The 18198-nt window shown below is 63.9% G+C and carries 19 protein-coding genes and 1 pseudogene; 10 read left to right on the top strand and 10 right to left on the bottom strand.

The features are described 5' to 3' along the window. Positions 1-52 precede the first annotated feature (52 nt). The 4 genes and pseudogenes from YU3_RS36995 to YU3_RS0121155 all read left to right on the top strand — a co-directional run. Positions 53-631: pseudogene (locus YU3_RS36995) on the top strand (alcohol dehydrogenase catalytic domain-containing protein); the annotation flags it as partial. 33 nt (positions 632-664) lie between these two features. Continuing rightward, on the top strand, positions 665-1213 hold the full coding sequence (locus YU3_RS0121145) for a helix-turn-helix domain-containing protein (protein ID WP_027168120.1): 549 nt from the start codon (positions 665-667) through the stop codon (positions 1211-1213). Further along, positions 1210-2304, top strand: coding sequence for an HlyD family secretion protein (locus YU3_RS0121150; RefSeq protein WP_027168121.1), 1095 nt, complete (start codon positions 1210-1212; stop codon positions 2302-2304). The genes YU3_RS0121145 and YU3_RS0121150 overlap by 4 nt, the downstream gene beginning before the upstream one ends. A 7-nt stretch (positions 2305-2311) precedes the next feature. Next, a complete protein-coding gene (locus YU3_RS0121155; protein WP_027168122.1) occupies positions 2312-3877 on the top strand; it encodes a DHA2 family efflux MFS transporter permease subunit in 1566 nt (521 codons plus the stop codon). A 59-nt stretch (positions 3878-3936) separates the two neighbouring features. Here YU3_RS0121155 and YU3_RS0121160 read toward each other — a convergent pair whose 3' ends face one another. The 3 genes from YU3_RS0121160 to YU3_RS0121170 form a co-directional block, all read right to left on the bottom strand. Then, entirely contained in the window at positions 3937-5238 is a 1302-nt protein-coding gene (locus YU3_RS0121160; protein ID WP_036259150.1) for a glucoamylase family protein, read from the bottom strand. A gap of 226 nt (positions 5239-5464) precedes the next feature. Next, positions 5465-6775, bottom strand: coding sequence for a hemolysin family protein (locus YU3_RS0121165; protein ID WP_027168124.1), 1311 nt, complete (start codon positions 6773-6775; stop codon positions 5465-5467). 76 nt (positions 6776-6851) lie between these two features. Then, positions 6852-7766: a LysR family transcriptional regulator gene (locus tag YU3_RS0121170; protein WP_027168125.1), complete on the bottom strand. Its 915-nt coding sequence runs from the start codon at positions 7764-7766 to the stop codon at positions 6852-6854. A 122-nt stretch (positions 7767-7888) separates the two neighbouring features. Here YU3_RS0121170 and YU3_RS0121175 point away from each other — a divergent pair, with 122 nt between their 5' ends. Then, the gene (locus YU3_RS0121175; protein WP_027168126.1) at positions 7889-8911 is read left to right on the top strand and encodes an NAD(P)-dependent alcohol dehydrogenase; all 1023 of its coding nucleotides are present in this window, start codon (positions 7889-7891) and stop codon (positions 8909-8911) included. A 13-nt stretch (positions 8912-8924) separates the two neighbouring features. Here the strand turns inward: YU3_RS0121175 and YU3_RS0121180 are convergent, their stop codons facing one another. From YU3_RS0121180 to YU3_RS0121195, 4 genes are all read right to left on the bottom strand, one after another. Further along, positions 8925-9632, bottom strand: a complete 708-nt coding sequence (locus tag YU3_RS0121180) for an LssY C-terminal domain-containing protein (protein ID WP_027168127.1) — start codon at positions 9630-9632, stop codon at positions 8925-8927. Between the two features lie 65 nt (positions 9633-9697). Further along, complete coding sequence (locus tag YU3_RS0121185) at positions 9698-10525, bottom strand: extensin family protein (protein WP_027168128.1); 828 nt, start codon at positions 10523-10525, stop codon at positions 9698-9700. 165 nt (positions 10526-10690) lie between these two features. After that, on the bottom strand, positions 10691-11719 hold the full coding sequence (locus tag YU3_RS0121190; protein WP_027168129.1) for an extensin family protein: 1029 nt from the start codon (positions 11717-11719) through the stop codon (positions 10691-10693). A 75-nt stretch (positions 11720-11794) separates the two neighbouring features. Beyond that, entirely contained in the window at positions 11795-12220 is a 426-nt protein-coding gene (locus tag YU3_RS0121195; RefSeq protein ID WP_027168130.1) for a DUF3775 domain-containing protein, read from the bottom strand. 167 nt (positions 12221-12387) lie between these two features. Between YU3_RS0121195 and YU3_RS0121200 the strand changes: the two genes are divergently transcribed. Then, entirely contained in the window at positions 12388-12918 is a 531-nt protein-coding gene (locus YU3_RS0121200; RefSeq protein WP_027168131.1) for a tetratricopeptide repeat protein, read from the top strand. 274 nt (positions 12919-13192) lie between these two features. Beyond that, positions 13193-13666: a transcription elongation factor GreA gene (gene greA, locus YU3_RS0121205; RefSeq protein WP_027168132.1), complete on the top strand. Its 474-nt coding sequence runs from the start codon at positions 13193-13195 to the stop codon at positions 13664-13666. A 140-nt stretch (positions 13667-13806) separates the two neighbouring features. On the opposite strand, the gene waaC is transcribed toward greA, so the two are convergent. The 3 genes from waaC to rfaD are packed head-to-tail and all read right to left on the bottom strand — an operon-like array spanning position 13807 to position 16708. Continuing rightward, the gene (gene waaC, locus YU3_RS0121210) at positions 13807-14781 is read right to left on the bottom strand and encodes a lipopolysaccharide heptosyltransferase I (protein WP_027168133.1); all 975 of its coding nucleotides are present in this window, start codon (positions 14779-14781) and stop codon (positions 13807-13809) included. Beyond that, positions 14778-15785: a lipopolysaccharide heptosyltransferase II gene (gene waaF / locus YU3_RS0121215; RefSeq protein WP_027168134.1), complete on the bottom strand. Its 1008-nt coding sequence runs from the start codon at positions 15783-15785 to the stop codon at positions 14778-14780. Before waaF ends, waaC begins: the two co-directional genes overlap by 4 nt. After that, complete coding sequence (gene rfaD / locus YU3_RS0121220) at positions 15758-16708, bottom strand: ADP-glyceromanno-heptose 6-epimerase (protein ID WP_027168135.1); 951 nt, start codon at positions 16706-16708, stop codon at positions 15758-15760. The genes waaF and rfaD overlap by 28 nt, the downstream gene beginning before the upstream one ends. 142 nt (positions 16709-16850) lie before the next feature. Between rfaD and YU3_RS39485 the strand changes: the two genes are divergently transcribed. The 3 genes from YU3_RS39485 to YU3_RS0121235 are packed head-to-tail and all read left to right on the top strand — an operon-like array spanning position 16851 to position 18155. Beyond that, positions 16851-17087: a type II toxin-antitoxin system Phd/YefM family antitoxin gene (locus tag YU3_RS39485; protein WP_027168136.1), complete on the top strand. Its 237-nt coding sequence runs from the start codon at positions 16851-16853 to the stop codon at positions 17085-17087. Next, positions 17053-17493, top strand: coding sequence for a hypothetical protein (locus tag YU3_RS0121230; RefSeq protein WP_245273585.1), 441 nt, complete (start codon positions 17053-17055; stop codon positions 17491-17493). Before YU3_RS39485 ends, YU3_RS0121230 begins: the two co-directional genes overlap by 35 nt. Before the next feature lie 29 nt (positions 17494-17522). Further along, a complete protein-coding gene (locus YU3_RS0121235) occupies positions 17523-18155 on the top strand; it encodes a LysE family translocator (protein WP_027168138.1) in 633 nt (210 codons plus the stop codon). Positions 18156-18198 lie beyond the last annotated feature (43 nt).

Here is an 18198-nt window from a genome sequence, read left to right on the forward strand (position 1 = left end):
CTGCGCAGATAGTGGCAAAGGGCGGCCGACGCCATAGCGATCGGAGCCTGCCATGAAAGCCATCCAATTCAACCGTTTTGGTGGTCCGGAGGTCTTGGAGGTCGTCGACCTTGCAGCGCCCGTCGCGGGTGCCGGCGAGGTTTTGGTGAAGGTCGGAGCGGCCGGCATCAATTTCTTCGAAGTGTTGATGCGCGCCGATCGCTACGCCGTCACGCCGGGCCTGCCGGCGTTTCCCGGCGTCGAAGTCGCAGGTACCGTCGAGGCTGTCGGCGAGGGCGTGGACCGGCGCCTGTTGCGGCAGCGCGTCGCCGCGCCACTATTCCTCTCGGCCCGGCCATTCGGCGGCTATGCCCAATATGTGGCGATCGATGCCAGCCTCGTGGTGCCGCTGCCGGATGCGCTTTCGTTCGAAGACGCGACCGCCCTGATGGTGCAGGGGCTGACCGCCTTGCATCTGCTACGGCAAAGTCCGCCGGCCGGCAGGACGGTGCTGGTTCCTGCCGCCGCCGGCGGCGTCGGCTCGCTACTTGTCCAACTGGCCAAAGGGCAGGGCGCCCGTCGCGTCGTTGCGCTCGCCGGTGGCAAGGCCAGGCGCGATTTTGCCCTGTCGCGCGGCGCCGATGCGGCGATCGTGTGACTTGCATATTGAAAGTGAGTCACGAAGATGGTTGCCAGGACGAGCTTCGAAACGCGCCCATGCCCCATAGCGCGCAGCCTTGACGAGGTCGGCGAGTGGTGGAGCATCCTTTTGTTGCGGGACGCATTCCAGGGCCTCACGCGCTTCGACCAGTTCCAGAAGAGCCTGGATATCGCCCCGAACATCCTGACGCGGCGGCTGAACAGCCTGGTCGAGCGCGGGCTGTTCGAGAAGCGTGTCTACTGCGAACGGCCGCTTCGCCATGAATATGTGCTGACCGCCAAGGCCCGCGATTTCCGGCCAGTGCTTCTTACCCTGCTTGCCTGGGGCAACAGGCATCTGGCGCCTGAAGGCCCGAGCCTTGTCGTGGTGGATACGGCGGACGGACGCTGGGCCGATCCCGTTCTTGTCGACCGGCAGACCGGCAGGGAGCTCGACAGCGGCGGCTTCACCATGGCGACCGGACCCAAGGCCAGCGATCGCATGCGGCAACGCTACCGCTTTAGCAGCGAGGGTTCGGGCCTGCCGCTGGTCGAGAACACTTATGGCGGCCGGGAAGAGGCGCACAGCAGATGAACAAGGCTCTTTCCCCGGATGAATTGCAGCCCTCGATCGTTGAAGTTCCGAAGCCCGCCAGGAAGCGGCGCAAGCCGTTGCTGCTCGTGGCAGCGCTGATCGCGATCGCCGCCGCCGGATGGTATGGCGCGCAGTGGTGGCAGGCCAATCGCTTCCTGGTGACGACCGACGACGCCTATGTCGGCGGCAATGTCACGCCGCTGGCGCCACGCGTCGCCGGACATATCGACCGGGTCCTGGTCGAGGACAACCAGCATGTCGCGGCTGGCCAACCGGTCATCCGCATCGACGACAGGCCCTTCAGGGCGGCTCTGGAACGTGCGCAAGCATCGGTGCAGCAGAAGCAATCGGCGCTCGACAATCTGCGCGCCCAGGTCTCGCTGCAGAACTCGCTGATCGAGCAGGCCCAGGCCGATCTCGAGGCCAAGAGCGCCGCCGCCCTGTTCACGGCACTGGATGCCAAGCGCTACGAGGTGCTTGCCAGCGCCAGGACCGGTTCACAACAGGATGCCCAAAAGAGCGCCGCGGCCGACGGCCAGGCGCAGGCGTCCGTCGCCGCCGCCCGGGCGGCGCTTGCAGCGTCGAGACAACAACTCGACGTCCTCAACACCCAGATTTCGGAAGCGACGGCCGAAGTCGCGGCCGCCAAGGCGGATCTCGATACGGCGGAGCTCGACCTTGGCTTCACGGAAATCCGCTCGCCGATCGACGGCATTGTCGGCAACAGGCTGGCGCAGGTGGGGACCTATGTTTCGCCGGGCAGCTATCTGCTGACCATCGTGCCGGCGTCGGGCCTGTGGGTCGACGCCAATTTCAAGGAGGACCAGTTGCGCGCGATGGCCGACGGACAGGCCGCGACGGTCTATGCCGATGTCGCCCCGGATCAGCCGCTCAAGGGCCACGTCACCAGCCTGGGCCCGGCCACCGGGGCGATCTTCAGCGTCATCCCGCCGCAGAATGCGACCGGCAATTTCACCAAGATCGTGCAGCGGGTCCCGGTCAGGATCGCGATCGACGGAGACCAGGCAGGCAAGGTCGCGTTGCGGCCCGGCCTGTCGACGGTCGTCACGGTCGATACCGGATCGCGCTGAGAGCGCCATGTCAGCGCCAGCCGCCGCCCAGCAATCCTTCCTCGCCAGCGTCCTGCCGTTCATGGTGATGTGCGTGGGGATGTTCATCGCGCTGCTCGACATCCAGATCGTCGCCTCCTCGCTGCAGGATGTCGGCGGCGGCCTCTCGGCCGCGCAGGACCAGATCGGCTGGGTGCAGACCTCCTACCTGGTGGCGGAGATCATCGTCATTCCGCTGTCGGGCTGGCTCACCCGCGTCTTCTCGACCAGATGGCTTTTCACCATATCGGCGGCTGGTTTCACCCTGGCCAGCATGCTTTGCGGATTTGCCTGGAACATCGAAAGCATGATCGTGTTCCGGGCGCTACAAGGGCTCCTCGGCGCGTCGATGATCCCGACGGTGTTCACCTCGTCCTTCCATTATTTCCAGGGCCCGAGGCGCGTCTACGCCGCTGCGGTCGTCGGCAGCATTGCCTCGATCGCGCCGACGCTCGGTCCCGTCATCGGCGGCTGGATCACCGACACCTTGAACTGGCATTGGCTGTTCTACGTGAATGTCGTTCCGGGCGTGATCATCACGATCCTCGTTGCGCTTCTGGTCAAGATCGACAAAGCCGATCCGTCATTGCTGAAGGGCGCGGACTATATCGGCATGGCCCTGATGGCGGTCAGTCTCGGCACGGCGGAATATGTGCTGGAGGAAGGCTCGCGCTGGAGCTGGTTCGACGACGCGACGATCCGCGACGGCGCCATCGTCGCCGGGATAACCATGGTTCTGTTCGTCATCCGCAGCCTGACCTATGCGCAGCCGGTGGTCGACTTCCGCGCCTTCGGCAATCGCAATTTCGCCATCGGCTGCTTTCTGTCCTTCGTCACCGGCATCGGCATCTTCGCCACGATCTACCTGACGCCGCTGTTCCTGGGCTATGTGCGCGGCTACAACGCGCTCGAAACCGGGCTGGCGGTGTTCTCCACCGGTGTCGCCTCGATGGTGGGCGTTCCGGTCTACATATTCCTCGCCAAGCGCTTCGACACGCGCTGGCTGATGATGTTCGGACTGGCGTCCTTCGGGGCGTCGATGTGGAGTTTCAGCGCCATCACCAGCCAGTGGGGCTCCGCCGAGCTTCTCATCCCGCAATTGTTCCGCGGCTTCCCGCAGGTCTTCGCCGTGGCGCCGAGCGTCAATCTCGGCCTCGGCAGCCTGCCGCCGGACCGGCTGAAATATGCCAGCGGCCTGTTCAACACCATGCGCAATCTCGGCGGCGCGGTCGGCATCGCCATTTGCGGTGCGATCCTCAATAACCGGACCAACTTCCATTTCCTGACGATCGCTTCGCATCTGACGCCGCAGAACGAGGCGGCCATGCGTCTGCTGGAGAATGTGGCGCAGCGCTATGGCCAGTTGCCCGGCGCCGTCGGTGACGGTCACGCGGCCTCGCTGAAGCAGCTCTGGCAGCTGGCCTATCGCGAGGCCTCGACGATGGCCTATGCCGATGCGTTCCTGGTCATCATGGCGGCTTTCGTCGTTGCCACGGCACTGGTTCCGTTCCTGCGCAACGTGACGCCCAAGGCGCCGCCGCCGGACGCGCATTGAGCGGAACCGGCAGAGGCCGGTTCGGACGCTGCCCGGCGATACCAAGGGTAAGCTCATCCTTATAGCCAGCCGCCCGAAAAACCGGCCCGCTGTAGGCCCTTGGCGATGGCCGGCACGCCGCGCATCAGCCGCCACAGGAAGTCCGACCGGTAATTCTCGATCATCAGCGCGATCGGGCCCTGGTTGATGCCGACATGGTCCGGCGACACCCAGCCGCAAGGTCGGCCGGCGGCGTCGGCGATCGTGGGATTGAAGCTCGCGGTGAAGCCGTAAGGATTGCCTTCGTGCAGGTCGATCTCGTGGAAATAGCGCAGCGCCGGCAGCACGATCTCCGGTGCAAAGGGCAATGAGGCGATCGCCGCCCAGGGTGACAGCGTGCCGTCATCGGGACCGAAGGGCGCACCGCGCGCCAGGTAGCCGAAGAAGCGGCGTCCGCCGGCCGCCGCCTGGTTCTGCCGCAGGTCCGGGCCATCGCTGGCCGTGAGGCCCCAGCAATTCTCGCCGTAGCCAACGAAGCCCTTGGGATTGCGCATGGTATAGTCGCGGTGGAGAAAAGTCGCCTGGCGGCTGTTCTCGAAATAGTCGCTGCCGACATTGCGCATGAAGGCATCGCGAATGCCGCGAAAATCGATCCAGATATGCGAGAACTGGTGGATGAAGAGCGGACCGGCATAGACCAATTCCCGGCCATAGATCTTCTTCCATTTGTAGCTGGACAGCCAGGCAGCATAGCTCTCGGGCGGGAGCGGAAAGGTCGGCGAGCCGAGGCCCAGCATGTAAAGGATCAGCGCCTCGTCATAGCCTTCCCAGCGGTAGCGCAGGAATCCCTTTTCGGGCCGCCAGCCATGGGTGACAGTGGCGCCGCCATTCTGCGCCCAGCGCCAGTCGGCGCGGCGGTAGAGCGCATCGGCAAGCCGACGGATTTCCAGCTCGGGCGCGTCGTCACCATCAAAATAGGCGCCGGCTGCCAGGACGCCGGCAAGCAGAAGCGCCGTATCGACCGTGGACAATTCGCACTTCCAGACGCGACGGCCGGTCTTCATGTCAAGGAAATGATAGTAGAAGCCCTTGTAGCCGGTGGCGTCGGGCTCCGGCCCGTGCGGCGCGCTCCAGAAGAAGCGGAGCGTGGCGAGCGTCCGCTCGACCGCGGCGGTGCGCGTCATGAAACCACGCTCGACCCCAACAGGATAGGACGACAAAGCGAGGCCGACGGCGGCTATGCTGGCGGGCGATGCAGCGGTGTTGCGGTCGGCGACGAGCCCGTTGACCGGGCTGGCCTCCTTCAGAAAATAGTCGAAGGACAGACGTTGGATGTCCGAAAGAAGCTCGTCGTTCAGCGCGTGTTCGCTCGATGCATCCATGGTGCCGATATAGACGCTTTTGCAGCGCTTCAAAGCTTTCTAGCCGGTCAATCCTAAGTGAGGAAGCGAAGCCTTACTGCCGCGTCAACCGCCCCGACGCCTAAAGCACGTCGCGCTGAAACGGATTCAGGCGGCGTGCTTTAGGTCTTTGTTTTGATGCATGTCGTTGCCCCAGAACCGCGGCACACTTCTGGGCGACATGCATTAGTCGAACCTTTCCGACCACTCAGCGCGCCACCGGGCGGTGGCCGTCTGGCAGGCGGGTGGCGATCAGCTTGTCGATGCGGCGGCCGTCGAGGTCGACAACCTCGAAGCGCCAGCCTTGCGCATCGACGCATTCACCGGTCGTCGGCAGATGGTGGAGATGCGAGAGCACATAGCCGGCGACGGTTTCGTAGTCGCGGTTCTCGGGCAGGTCGATGCCCAGCACCTCGGCCATCTCGTCGGCCTGCATGTAGCCGGCGAGCAGCCAGGAGCCGTCCTCGCGCTTGACGGCGTTCTCCTCCTCGCCGGCCTCGAGGTCGGAGCGGAAGACGCCGGTGATGGCTTCGAGGATATCGGCCGGTGTGACGATGCCTTCGAAATGGCCGTATTCGTCATGGACCAGCGCCATCGGCACGTCGGATTCCCTGAGCTTCTGCAGGACATCGAGCGCGTCGGCCTGGTCATGCACGATAGGGGCGGCGCGCACATGCTGGCGCGGCTCCAGCGGCTTGCCGCCGAGAATCGCCGCCAGAACGTCACGCGTCTGCACCACACCCACCATCGCATCGACATTGCCGTCACCGCAGGGAAGGCGCGAATGTTGGGTTTCCATCAAGAGCCTTCTGACCGCTGCTTCGTCGGATTGCAGGTTCAGCCAGTCGACCTCGGTGCGCGGCGTCATCACCGCGCGTACCGCGCGGTCGCCGAGCCGCATGACGCCGGCAATCATGCGCCGCTCGTCGGATTCGATGGTGCCGTGATGCTCGGCCTCGGCGACCAGCATCTTGATCTCCTCGTCGGTAACCTTCTCTTCCGTCTCCCCGCTCTGGCCGAGCAGCCAGAGAATGGTGCGGCCGGAGAGGTCGAGCAGGAAGACGAGCGGGGCCGAGACAGTGGCAAGGACCGTCATTGCGGGCGCGGCGCGGGCGGCGACGCGCTCGGGATCGCGCAAGGCGATCTGCTTCGGCACCAGCTCGCCGACGATCAGGGAGGCATAGGTGATCAAAGCGACGACGATGCCGACGCCGACAGGGTCGGCGATGGTTTCGCGGATGCCGGTCGAGGCCAGATATTGCGCCAGCCGTTCGCCGAGCGTCGCGCCCGAGAACGCGCCCGAGAGAACGCCGACCAGGGTGATGCCGATCTGCACCGACGACAGGAACTTGCCGGGGTTGGAGCCGAGCGCCAGCGCGCGGCCGGCGCCCTTGACGTTGCGGTCGATCATCGCCTTGAGGCGGGCGGGCCGCGACGAGACGATGGCGAGCTCCGACATTGCCAGAAGGCCGTTCACCAGAATGAGGACGGCCACGACGGCGATTTCAACGTAAAGCATGGGCGGTCAATAGCATTGCTGCGGTGCATCCGAAAATAGCCTGCCGGTATTTTTGGAACATGACAATTTGCTCTGTTCAGGCCGCATCCCAAATCGGCGCCGAGAAATGCCCGACAAGCGCGTCGATGACCACGCGCAGCTTTGGCGTCAGCGCGCGCGTGACTGGCCACACGGCATGGACGACGATGTGTTCGACCAGATAATCGGACAGGACCATTTCAAGCGCGCCGCGCCTCAGGCTCTGGCCGGCCAGCCAGGTCGGCAGCGAGGCGATGCCGCAGCCGGCAAGCGCGGCGTCCAGCATCGGCTCGCCGTGGCCCAGGACAAGCCGCGCCTTGGGCACGAAGGTGGTGAGACGTCCGGCACCGTCGCGTATGGCCCACGGACGGACGACGCCTTCGCGTCCATAGCCGATGACGCTGTGCCGGGCGAGGTCGTCGATGGATTGCGGGCGGCCGTGCCGTTCGAGATAGGCGGGAGATGCGCAGATCGCCGAGCGCTGGGCATAAAGGCGGCGCGCCGCGAGCGACGAAGAATCGTCGAGGTCGCCCATGCGCACGGCAAGGTCGATGCCTTCCTCGATCAGGTCGACGCGGCGGTCGTTGAAGGAGATCTCGATCGTCAGGTCGGGGAACCGGCTGGAGATGTCGAACAGCACCGGCGCGACACATCGGCGGCCGAAGGCGAGCGGCACATCGACCCGGAGCTTGCCCGACGGGATCCGCCGGCGCGAGGCGAGCAGCGCCTGCCCGGCCTCGATCTCGGCAAGCGCCCGCACGCAGGCCTCGTAATAGCTCATGCCTTCGCTGGTCGGGCTAAGGCTGCGCGTGGTGCGGTTGAGCAGGCGCACGCCCAGCCGCCGCTCCAGTAGAGCGACCGATTTGCCGATCGCCGACTTCGTCACATGCAGCCGCTCGCCGGCGCCGGTGAAGCTGCCGGCTTCGACGGCGTTGACGAATGCGACGACACCCTGGAGATCAGCCGAGTCCATTTCGATTTCCTATTGTAGCTTTAAAGTCTTCAATTTGTCGTCGAATATCCCGTATTGCGGCACTATTTTCCATAGTTAGATGGCATAAATCTTTCGCGCACCGTCAACAAGGAGCGCGACGCATGGGCACCGACAGCAACAGATCCTGGCAGATGAGCGGTCTCGGCCTTTCGAAGCTGCAGCCAGTGAAAGGCGAGATCCCCGAGCCAGGCCCGCACGAGCTTCTGGTGCGGACGAAAGCCGTCTCGCTGAATTACAAGGACAAGATGATCGTCGACGGCGTTCTGATCCCCGATCTTTCCTTCCCGTTCGTGCCGACTTCGGATGCCGTGGGCGAGATCGTGGCGGTCGGCAGCGCCGTCAGCCGCTTCAAGGTCGGACAAAGGGTGCTGGGGCAGGTGATCGCCGACTGGCCGGACGGCGATGCACCGGCGGTGCTCCACCAACATACGCTCGGCTCCTCGCTTTCAGGCATGCTGTCCGAGCATGTCGTCTTCGGCGAGGACGCCGCGGTGCCGGCGCCGGCCTCGCTCAGCGACATCGAGGCCGCAACGCTGCCGATCGCGGCGCTGACCGCCTGGTTCGCGATGGCGGAGGCGACAAGACCGGTGCCGGGCCAGACCATCCTGATCCAGGGCACGGGCGGCGTGTCGCTGTTTGCGCTGCAATTCGCCGCCGCCTTCGGCCTGCGCGCCATCGTCACTTCGAGCAGCGACGAGAAGCTGAAGCGCGCCAGGGACCTCGGCGCCTGGCAGACGATCAACTACCGCACCCAGCCGGCGTGGGACGAAGCCGCCCGCGCCCTGACGGCCGGGCTCGGCGTGAACCACGTGCTGGAAATGGTCGGCGGCGACAATGCGCGGCGGTCGCTCAACGCGCTTGCCGCCGACGGCCGGCTATCGATCATTGGCCTGCTCGGCGCGATGGAGATCAGCTTTCCGATCATACCGTTCATGCGCAACCGCATCGTCGTCCAGGGCATCTCCATTGGCCATCGGCGCGCGTTCGAGCGCATGAACCAGGCGATCGAGGCGCTCAACATCAAGCCGGTCATCGACAAGGTCTATGGCTTCGACGACGTGTCGCAGGCGCTCCAGCATCTGGAAGAAGGACCGTTCGGCAAGATCGTGATCGTTATGACCTGAGCAGAAGGCGCCGTCATTGCAGCGTCTTCAACACGCCGATCACGGCCATGCCGTCGGTGAAATAGGGATCGCCGCTGCCGTTGCGCCCCTCTTTGGTGGCGCCGATCCCCGATATCTCACTGGTCGATGCCAGCAGGCCCGCGGCCTTCAGGTCGCCGATCAGGAAGTTGCGCTCCGCGTCGATGTCGGGACCGATATGATGGGTGACTGCGCCCGTGTCGTGGCTGAGGCCGACGCCACGATCGAAGCTCGCGGCGCCCAGCCAGAGCGGGCGGCCGTCGTCGCCGACCGTGTCCGTCAGCCAGAAGCGGACATGGTGGCGTTGGTCGGCGCTGTCGCCGACCGGCTTCTCGAAGGCAAGATCCTGGGCGCGGCCTTCGAACAGCAGGCGGCTCATCGGCGCATCGGGGTAGGGGCGGGAAAACAAGATGCTTTCGCCGATGTCGATCGCGGTTCGCAGCGTGATGGCGTCGGCCGTGTCCCAGCCGGCGACGGCGAAAGCGTGGACGACCTCCTTTTTGGTGCCGACAAGTCCGACATTGACCGGGTCGCCGGGAATGCCTTGCGGCGTATGTGTCACCATCTCGAAGGGGTGCGTGCGGAAGCCGCGATCCCGGAATGTCCAGAATTCCGGCGCCGCGACATAAGCAAGTGCCAAATAGCCCGCGCAGAAGGCCGCCAGCCAGACCGCCGCACGCCGCCGAAGGCTTCGCTCACTCACGAGAAACCACTCCCTGACCCATACAACCACTCTATGCGGTGTGGCCCAGTTTGGGCAGCAGTGCCTCAGCGGCAGGCGCGGTAACCGCTCTTGCGGTTCTTGACGTCGAAATGGAAATGGTTGCGGTGGTCGTAATTGTAGCCGGGGCCGAGCACGGTGTTGAAATACTGGCAGCCGTCGGCGCGCACATTGTTGAGGAAGCCGCGGGTGCGGAAGGCGAACAGGCCGGGCTTGCGGACGTCGATGTCGTCGCCATTGTTGAGCTCGATGCTCATCACGTCAAGCGCGTCGCCTTTGCCGTGCTCGGACAGGACGCCTTCGCCGGCGATGTTGCGGCAGGAATAGCTCGAGCCCTGGTGGATTGCCTTGACGCCGGAGAAATAGCGCCAGCGGGCGGCCGGCTGCAGCTCGTTTTTCGTCCAGGCTGCAAAGGTCGCGGCCATGTTACAGGTCAGCGTCGCCGCCGGCTTCATGGCAACACTGCCGATCGCCGAGACTTTCACCGGATAATCGATGCCGCACTGGCCTTCATGGATCGGCTGCACATCCTGATAGACGACACCCATCCGCTTCAGCTCGTTGCGGCAGTCGATCTCGCTGGCCGGTATCTGCTCGACCGGCGACATCGGCTCATCCATGCGCGGATAGGCGGCCTGGGTCATGTAGGGGTTGGATGGGACGAGGCGCTGCATGCCGGAATATTGCGGCGCTTCGGGCTGCGGCACGGCTGCCGTCTGGCTGCCGACATCGACGGCCGGCTGCAGCGCGAAGACGTCACCGGTCGTGCAGGCCGATATCGTGGCGATGGCGCCCGCGGCCAGCCCGACAATCGTGATCTGCGCGCACTTGTTCCGTTGCGCCAGGCTAAGCATGGCACCAAGTCTTCCAGCCATCGAAAGGCATCCTGTCCCCAAGAGCTGATCCCAATTGGGATCATGCTTCCGATGGCACAAGTCTAGTCGGCAAGAGTAAAGGAAAGATCAGCGCCGGCATTCATGCCTGGGGCGGAATTGCGGCGCTGTTCTTGGCTAGGAATAGCCAAGACTTCCGGGATTTGCCTATTGACAGAAAGTGCCGCCGTGACGGCGTGGCTCCAGATCCAGATGGAAATGCAGCGCATGATCGGGATCACTTCCCGGACCAAGCACCGTCTTGAACGGCCCGCAGGCGGCCTTGCGCACCGCGTCGAGGAATTTCGCGTCCTTCTCGGGTGGCGTCGGGCCGATCTCGATCTTCTTGCCGTCCGTCAGTGTGAAAGAGGCGATGTCGAGCGCGTTGCCGAAGGCATGTTCCGACAGTTTGCGCGTGCCGTTGCGCGGGCGGCAGACAAAGGCCGAGGCCTGGTTGATCGACTTCAGGTCGGCGCCGAGTTCGGCCTTCGCCACAGGCTGAACCACGTCGGCCATGAAGCGCGCCGCTGCCTCGGCCATCTCGCAGTTGAGTTCGGTGCCAGGGCTGATGCCGATGGATTTGCCGAGTGTTTTTAGGACGACAGGGTAGGGGATCGAGCAGCCGATCTCGGGATCGTGCTCGGCCTTGTGTTCCTCGAATTCGACGCCAAGCACCTTCAGCCGTTCGCGGCAGGCGGTTTCTTCCGCCGGCATCCTGTCGGCCGGCATGTCGGCCGAGCGTGGATCGGGAAGCATCTTTTCCTCGCCCGGAGGTGCGGGTTTTTCCGGCGGCTGCGGCGCCGTGCCGGGCGGTTCCGGCTCGAGTTCGGCCGGTTTCTCCGGCGGCGTCGGAACGACTGCCGGCGTCTGCGGCTCGGATTCAGCGCCCTTCGAACGCGGCGGATGGGCATCCCATTTCGGATGCGACTTCTCCTGGTTGAGGAGGTCGTCATTGCTTTCGAGGCGACTTTTGTCTTGCCCGGACTTGTCGGCGCCGTTCTCCATATCTTGAGGACGCGGCCCCGGAACCGGCGTCGCCAGGGGCGTTTCCGGTGCCGGAGCGGCGCTCAGGCTGGTCGGCGGCACGTGTCTTTTGTGCCGATGATGGTGCTTGGCCAGGGCCGGCGTAACCAGCAGGATCGCGGCCGCCAAAGGCAGCGCCAGTTTGCATAGTCGCGAAAAGCTCAGCGCTGCCATCGCCCCGAAACGGCGGTCGCGTTGCGAAGTTGCCTGCGCCAGCAGCCTTGCCGATCACAATCGGTTACCGGTGCGTTACGCGCCAATGGCTTCAAGGCCTTCCTCCAGCCAGTCGGCAAGCAGCGGCAGGCCGAGCAGATACTTGGCGGTGCGCCTGTTGGAGCGTTCTTTCGCGGCTGTGACCGCGTCGGCCCACTCGGATGCGTCATAATCGCCGCGCCCGACCCAGGCGAGCGCGATCAGTTCGGCCGCTTCGTCGACATTGAGATCGTTGATCAGCTCGCGGAATTCTTCCTCGGTGAGGTTTTCCGAGGCTTCCTCGACAAGGCCGTCATGGTGATGACCGGCACGCCTGTCGCCGTCGAACTCGACCTCGTGCTCGGCGCCGTCGTCATAGTCCTCGTTGACGGCGGCGCTCAGCGCCTTGGCCTTGAGTATGAACAGGCGCACCGTGTCGGGATCGATCGAAAGTTCCCACTCCTTTTCGAGGCGCTGCTGCACGGCCTTCTCCACGTGATGCGCTTGGCCCGATGATAGCGGATTTGCGGCGCGCGTCACGTCTGGAGGTAAAGCCGTCCAAAATAGTTGGGCCGCCGCCGGTATTTTCGGGATGAAAGAATACCAGAGCGGCGTTAGTCTGGCATTCTCACGCCCTCAAGGAGGCTTCGATGCGCAGACGTTTGCTTATTCAGGTCATGGCTGTCGCGGCGCTGCCGCTGTTTGTTGCCCCGGCTTTTGCCGCCGGCGAGGGTGGCAGTGGCCAGACGACGACCACATGCAAGAAGGGCGAGGTCTGGGACAAGAAGAAGAAGAAATGCGTCGTGCCGCAATATGGCATGCTGGATGACGACAGCATCTATGAGGCGGGCCACGATCTGGCGATGGCCGGACGCTATGACGAAGCGATCTCGGTGCTGACGCTTGCTGCCAACAAGCAGGATCCGCGCATCCTCAACTATCTCGGCTATTCGCATCGCCATTCGGGCCGCGTCACCGTCGGCCTCGGCTATTACGAGGAAGCGCTGAGGATCGATCCGAACTACACGCTGGTGCGTGAATATCTCGGCGAGGCGCATCTGCAGATCGGCGACCTTGCCGGCGCCCAGGAGCAGCTCCAGCAAATCGAGAAGCGGACGGGCAAAGGTTCGCGCGAATACGGCATGCTGTCCGAGCAGATCGATCATTTCCTGAGGAGCTGATTCCAACTCCAAGGTTTTTCGAACCGGCTGCGAGCGATCGCAGCCGGTTTTTTGCCGCTGCTCGCCGGGTTTGCCGCATGGGTCCGGCGAACGCGCTGATGATTTTACCAAAGTTGATTTTTTGGGCGTGAAAATCGCGCGAAGATCGCTATATTCGAGGAAATTGTGGTGAAACGGTTCCGTTAGCCCGAGGCTGCCGGACCGTTTTCTTTTTGTACCCATTCGACAAGGCTGCTCCCGGAAAGCGGGGGTGGCGGCAGGAAAGGTCAGGCATATGATCAAGGTCCCGATGACAGGCGAGGGGTTCGCGTCATTGAAGGAAGAACTTCGCTGGCGCCAGCAGGAGGAACGTCCTCGCATCATCGAGGCGATCTCCGAAGCGCGCTCGCATGGCGACCTGTCCGAAAATGCCGAATATCACGCGGCGAAGGAGTCGCAGAGCCACAATGAAGGCCGCATCAACGAGCTCGAGGATCTGATCGCGCGCGCCGAGGTCATCGACGTCTCGAAGCTTTCCGGCGACAAGGTGAAGTTCGGCGCGACCGTGGTGCTGGTCGACGAGGACACCGAGGAAAAGAAGACCTATCAGATCGTCGGCGACCAGGAAGCGGACGTGAAGTCCGGCCGCATCTCGATTTCATCGCCGATCGCGCGTGCGCTGATCGGGAAGGAAGTCGGCGACGCCATCGAGGTCAATGCTCCGGGCGGCGCCCGCGGATATGAGATCGTCCAGGTCCAGTTCATCTGAGGACCTTTTGATAATTCTACTCCGGCGGCCGACTAGCGCGGTTTTCTGCGCTTCCGGTGCTCACGTACTTTAAGTACGCTCCGCTCCGGTTCTCGAAAACCGCGCTATTCGACTCGCCAAAGCGAATTCTGAAAAGGTCCTCACGCTGGCGCTGCCGATCTGAGCGCCAGCAGCCGTTCCGCCTCCGCCAGTGCTTCAGCCGGCGTAACCTTGCCGCCAGCCGGCGCCAGCAAGGTCGACGCGAAAGGCCCGCGCGGGCCGGTCAGGCCTGGCTCCGTCGCCAGGAAGATGGCGACGGTCGGCAGGCCGAAGGCACTGGCAAGATGGGTGAGGCCGGTGTCGGCGCCGATGACGAGCGTCGAGCGACCGAGGATTGCCGCAACGTCCGCGAGCGGCGATTTCGGGACCAGCACCGTCCTCGGCACGGCTCCGGCAATGGCTTCCGCCACAGATTTTTCCGCCTCATTCGACCAGGTGACCACCGGCGTGAACCGCCGGTCGGTCAGCTGGCGCGCGGTTTCGATCCAATCCTCGACCGGCCATTTCTTGTCCTCGCGGCTGGTGCCGTGCAGCAGGAAGGCGGCTTTGCCTTCGACGCCGCGAAGATCGCCCGCCGGTGGCACGATGCCGGAGCGAAGCGTCGACAGATCGGGTTGGTAGCCAAGCGCCAGCCCGAACAGCCGCCTTGTGCGCTCGATGGCGTGCAGGTCGCGCGGCACGGCGTATTTGCGCTGATAAAACAGCGTTGCCGAAGGCTCGCGGGCGCTGGCCCGGTCGAAGCCGGCAATCGGCGCGCCGGCCTGTATGGCGACCAGGGCCGACTTCAACAGGCCCTGCGCGTCGATGACAAGATCGTAACGGCAGGCACGGAGCGCCCCGCGCAGTCCGGCCATCGCGCGCCATGTGCCGCCGGCGAAAAGGGTCTTGCGCCAGCGCCGGATCGCCACCTTGTGGATGGTTCCAATTGCCGGATGCAGAGCCACGATCCCGGCAAACGGCTCCTCCACGCACCAGTCGAAATCTATGTCGGGGCGATTGAGTATTGCGTCCTCGACGGCGGGAAAAGTGTGGATGACATCGCCCATCGACGATGTCTTGACGATCAGCACTTTCATGCGGCTGCCGGAACCTTGAGCAAGCGGTCGGCCGCGGCGGTGACACGAGCGACATCAAGCGTCTTCAGGCAGTTGAGGTGCCCGAGCGGGCAGACCTTCTTGTGGCAGGGCGAACAGGACAGATGCAGCCAGATCAGCTCCGAGCGTTCGCTGAGCGGCGGCGTGTTTTCTGGCGATGTCGAACCGTAGATGCCTATGATCGGCGTGCCGACGGCCGCCGCGACGTGCATCAGCCCGCTATCGTTCGACACGGCAAGCTTCGCCGCGGCGATCAGGTCGATGGCATCCTCCAGCCGCGTCTTGCCGGCAAGGTCGATGGCGCCCGGCGCCAGGGCGGCTATCTCGCCGGTCACGTCGGCGTCGTTCTTCGAACCGAGCAGCGCGACGCCCAGGCCCCTCGCCATCATGTCCCGGGCAAGCCCGGCATAGTGATCGCTCGGCCAGCGTTTTGCCGGGCCGAACTCGGCGCCGGGCATCAAGGCGACGAACTTCCGGCCGGTCAGTCCGAAGCGCGCCAGCAAATCGGCTTGATTGGCCTTGTCGATGGTGAGCCTCGGCGCGCGAAAGGTGCCGCCGCGCGCAAGGCCGAAATAGGCGCGCGCCGTGCGCCGTTTCAGCGCTTCGGGCAGCGGCACGATTTCGGTCAGCAGGCCGTAGCGCATTTCGCGCAGATTGCCGACGCGTCGTGGGATGCGGGCAAAGAACGGTATCAGCGCCGATTTCCAGCTTCCCGGCAGCACATAGGCCATGTCGTAGCGGCCGCGTAAAAGGCGGCCGAAGCGCCTGCGGCTGCGGAATTCGAGCGCTCCCGGCATCAGCGGAAAGTCGATCTGGCTGCGTATCTCGGGCATGCGCTTGACCAGCGGTGCCGCCCAGGCCGGCGCCAGCACGTCGATGGCGGCGTTCGGATGCTTTTCCTTCAGCGCCGCAAACAGGCACTGCGCCATCACCATGTCGCCCACCCAGCGTGGGCCGATCACGAGGATCGTTGGGCCTTCAGCCATTCGACATAGTCCCTGACGCCGGTTTCGACAGTGCGGAATTGGCCATTGTAGCCGGCCGCGCGCAAGCGGGACATATCAGCCTGCGTAAAACTCTGGTAGCTGCCCTTGAGGTGATCGGGAAAGGGAATGAACTCGATCTCGCCCTTGCCCAGCGTATCGATGACCGTCTCCGCGATGGCGCGGAACGGCTGGGCGCGGCCGGTACCGCAGTTGAAGATGCCGCTCGCGCCGCGTTTCCACAGCCACAGATTGACTTCCGCGACATCGCCGACATGGATGAAGTCACGGCTCTGCTCGCCAGGGCCGAAGTCGCCATACGCACCGAACAATTTCGGGTTTTCACCGCGCTCGACCTGGTTGAACAGATGGAAGGCGACCGAGGCCATGGCGCCCTTATGCGCCTCGCGCGGTCCATAGACGTTGAAATAGCGCAGGCCGGCGACCTGCGAATGGTCGGTATCGAAGACGTTGCGGCGGACGTAATCGTCGAACAGCTTTTTCGAATAGGCATAGACGTTGAGCGGACGCTCGAAATCCGGCTCCTCGCGGAACTCGCTGCCGCCGCCATAGACCGAAGCTGAGGAGGCATAGAGGAAGGGCACACGCAGCGCCAGGCAGGCATGCAGCAGCCGCTTCGAATAGGCGTAGTTCACCTCCATCATGAACTTGCCGTTCCACTCGGTGGTGGTCGAACAGGCGCCCTGGTGGAAGACGGCCTCGATGCGGCCAAGCCCGCCATCCTCCAGCCGGGCGAGAAAATCGTCCTTGTCGAGATAGTCGGCGATGCGAAGATCGGCGAGGTTGGCGATCTTGTGGCCGTCGGTGAGATCGTCGACGACGACGATGTCGTCATGCCCCTCGGCATTGAGCGCGGCGACGATGTTGGAGCCGATCATGCCGGCGCCGCCCGTGACAATGATCATGAAGGCCTCTGTTTGCTTCCGATTCCGGCTCTTATAGGGGAGGCCAGCCGGGCTGTCGACAAAGCAGGCGTCGCGCCGCCTTGAGGTTCTCGAACTTGTCTATTTTGTCTTTTTTGTCTATTATGTACAAAATGGAGCGCTCATGAAACACTATCCGTCGACCGATCTGAAACAGAATCTCGGAGATGTGCTTGCGGCTGCGAGCCAGCATCCTGTCTCCATCACGCGTCACAACAAGCCGAGATACGTCCTGATGAGCATCGAGACTTACGAGGCTCGCTTCGTCAACGATAGCCGCCGCGTTTACGCGGCGAAGGACGCTCCGGCCGAACATGTCGAGATGCTTGAGCAATACACTGCCGAGCTGGATCGTGATTAGACCCATAGCCGCCGATGTCTGGCGATATCCATATCTGTGGTATCGCCAACATGGTGGCGGCGAGAAAGAAGGCCGCAAGAAACGCCCCGTTGCCTTCGTGGCCGTCCTTCCCGGGAAAGCCGGCGGCACGAACCTCTTCATCCTCGCAATCACCTCCACGCAGCCGGGTCGCGATCGTGTCGCCGTTGCCATTCCGGAAATTGAACGTCGCCGCGTCAGCCTTGACCCTATCCCTCTTTGGGTCATAGTCGATGAGTACAACCACGATATCCTGGAATCGTCAGCCTATTTCGAACCGGGTGCGCGCATCGGCGCATTCAGTCCGTCGTTCCACAAGAAAGTCATGGCTGCTTTCATTGCGGTTGTCCGCAAAGGCCAATCCAAAGCCATTCCGCGTGCGGACTGAATAACCTGAAACCCGACCATGAGGGACAAATGCCGTCGACCGAACTGCTTATCGCGTTTTTCGCCACGACGGCGATCTTCGCCTACATCCCAGGCCCCGCCATGCTTTACGCCGCCGCGCAGACCATGGCGCGCGGGCGCTGGTCCGGCCTGACTGCGGCACTCGGCATCCATCTCGGGGGATATGTGCATGTCTTTGCCGCCGCCGCCGGCCTGTCGGTGCTGTTCCATGCTGTGCCGCCGCTCTACATGGCGGTCAAACTCGTCGGCGCGCTTTATCTGATCTGGCTGGGCATCTCGTTGTTCCGCGCCAAGGCGGAAGGCGACGTCGCTTTACCCCTGATCGAGCGGAAATCGGCCCGCCGCGCCTTCGCCGAGAGCATCACGGTCGAGGTGTTCAATCCGAAGACGGCGATCTTCTTCATGGCGTTCCTGCCGCAGTTCATCGACACCTCGGCCGGGTTTCCAGTCTGGATGCAGTTCGTCGTTCTGGGCACCATCGTCAATCTGATGTTCTCCTCGGCCGACATAGCGTGCGTGTTCCTGGCCAGCGCGGTGATCGAGCGGCTGCGGCGTTCAGGGCACGCTCAGCGATTGATGCGACGGGCAGGCGGCGCGGTGCTGGTTGGCCTCGGCGTCCATGTTGCCCTGCAGAGGAGCTGATTGCTCAGCCGGCCGCGGTCGGCGTCAGGCCTGCCGTTGCGCT

The organism is Mesorhizobium sp. WSM3224, from assembly GCF_000427725.1.
Classification (GTDB): domain Bacteria; phylum Pseudomonadota; class Alphaproteobacteria; order Rhizobiales; family Rhizobiaceae; genus Mesorhizobium.

What these genes read in the sequence shown, in the direction of transcription:
- YU3_RS0121145 (WP_027168120.1), top strand. Translation starts at nt 665, where the DNA reads ATGGTTGCCAGGACGAGCTTCGAAACGCGCCCATGCCCCATAGCGCGC.
- YU3_RS0121150 (WP_027168121.1), top strand. Translation starts at nt 1,210, where the DNA reads ATGAACAAGGCTCTTTCCCCGGATGAATTGCAGCCCTCGATCGTTGAA.
- YU3_RS0121155 (WP_027168122.1), top strand. Translation starts at nt 2,312, where the DNA reads ATGTCAGCGCCAGCCGCCGCCCAGCAATCCTTCCTCGCCAGCGTCCTG.
- YU3_RS0121160 (WP_036259150.1), bottom strand. Translation starts at nt 5,238, where the DNA reads ATGGATGCATCGAGCGAACACGCGCTGAACGACGAGCTTCTTTCGGAC.
- YU3_RS0121165 (WP_027168124.1), bottom strand. Translation starts at nt 6,775, where the DNA reads ATGCTTTACGTTGAAATCGCCGTCGTGGCCGTCCTCATTCTGGTGAAC.
- YU3_RS0121170 (WP_027168125.1), bottom strand. Translation starts at nt 7,766, where the DNA reads ATGGACTCGGCTGATCTCCAGGGTGTCGTCGCATTCGTCAACGCCGTC.
- YU3_RS0121175 (WP_027168126.1), top strand. Translation starts at nt 7,889, where the DNA reads ATGGGCACCGACAGCAACAGATCCTGGCAGATGAGCGGTCTCGGCCTT.
- YU3_RS0121185 (WP_027168128.1), bottom strand. Translation starts at nt 10,525, where the DNA reads ATGGCTGGAAGACTTGGTGCCATGCTTAGCCTGGCGCAACGGAACAAG.
- YU3_RS0121190 (WP_027168129.1), bottom strand. Translation starts at nt 11,719, where the DNA reads ATGGCAGCGCTGAGCTTTTCGCGACTATGCAAACTGGCGCTGCCTTTG.
- YU3_RS0121200 (WP_027168131.1), top strand. Translation starts at nt 12,388, where the DNA reads ATGCGCAGACGTTTGCTTATTCAGGTCATGGCTGTCGCGGCGCTGCCG.
- greA (WP_027168132.1), top strand. Translation starts at nt 13,193, where the DNA reads ATGATCAAGGTCCCGATGACAGGCGAGGGGTTCGCGTCATTGAAGGAA.
- waaC (WP_027168133.1), bottom strand. Translation starts at nt 14,781, where the DNA reads ATGAAAGTGCTGATCGTCAAGACATCGTCGATGGGCGATGTCATCCAC.
- waaF (WP_027168134.1), bottom strand. Translation starts at nt 15,785, where the DNA reads ATGGCTGAAGGCCCAACGATCCTCGTGATCGGCCCACGCTGGGTGGGC.
- rfaD (WP_027168135.1), bottom strand. Translation starts at nt 16,708, where the DNA reads ATGATCATTGTCACGGGCGGCGCCGGCATGATCGGCTCCAACATCGTC.
- YU3_RS39485 (WP_027168136.1), top strand. Translation starts at nt 16,851, where the DNA reads ATGAAACACTATCCGTCGACCGATCTGAAACAGAATCTCGGAGATGTG.
- YU3_RS0121235 (WP_027168138.1), top strand. Translation starts at nt 17,523, where the DNA reads ATGCCGTCGACCGAACTGCTTATCGCGTTTTTCGCCACGACGGCGATC.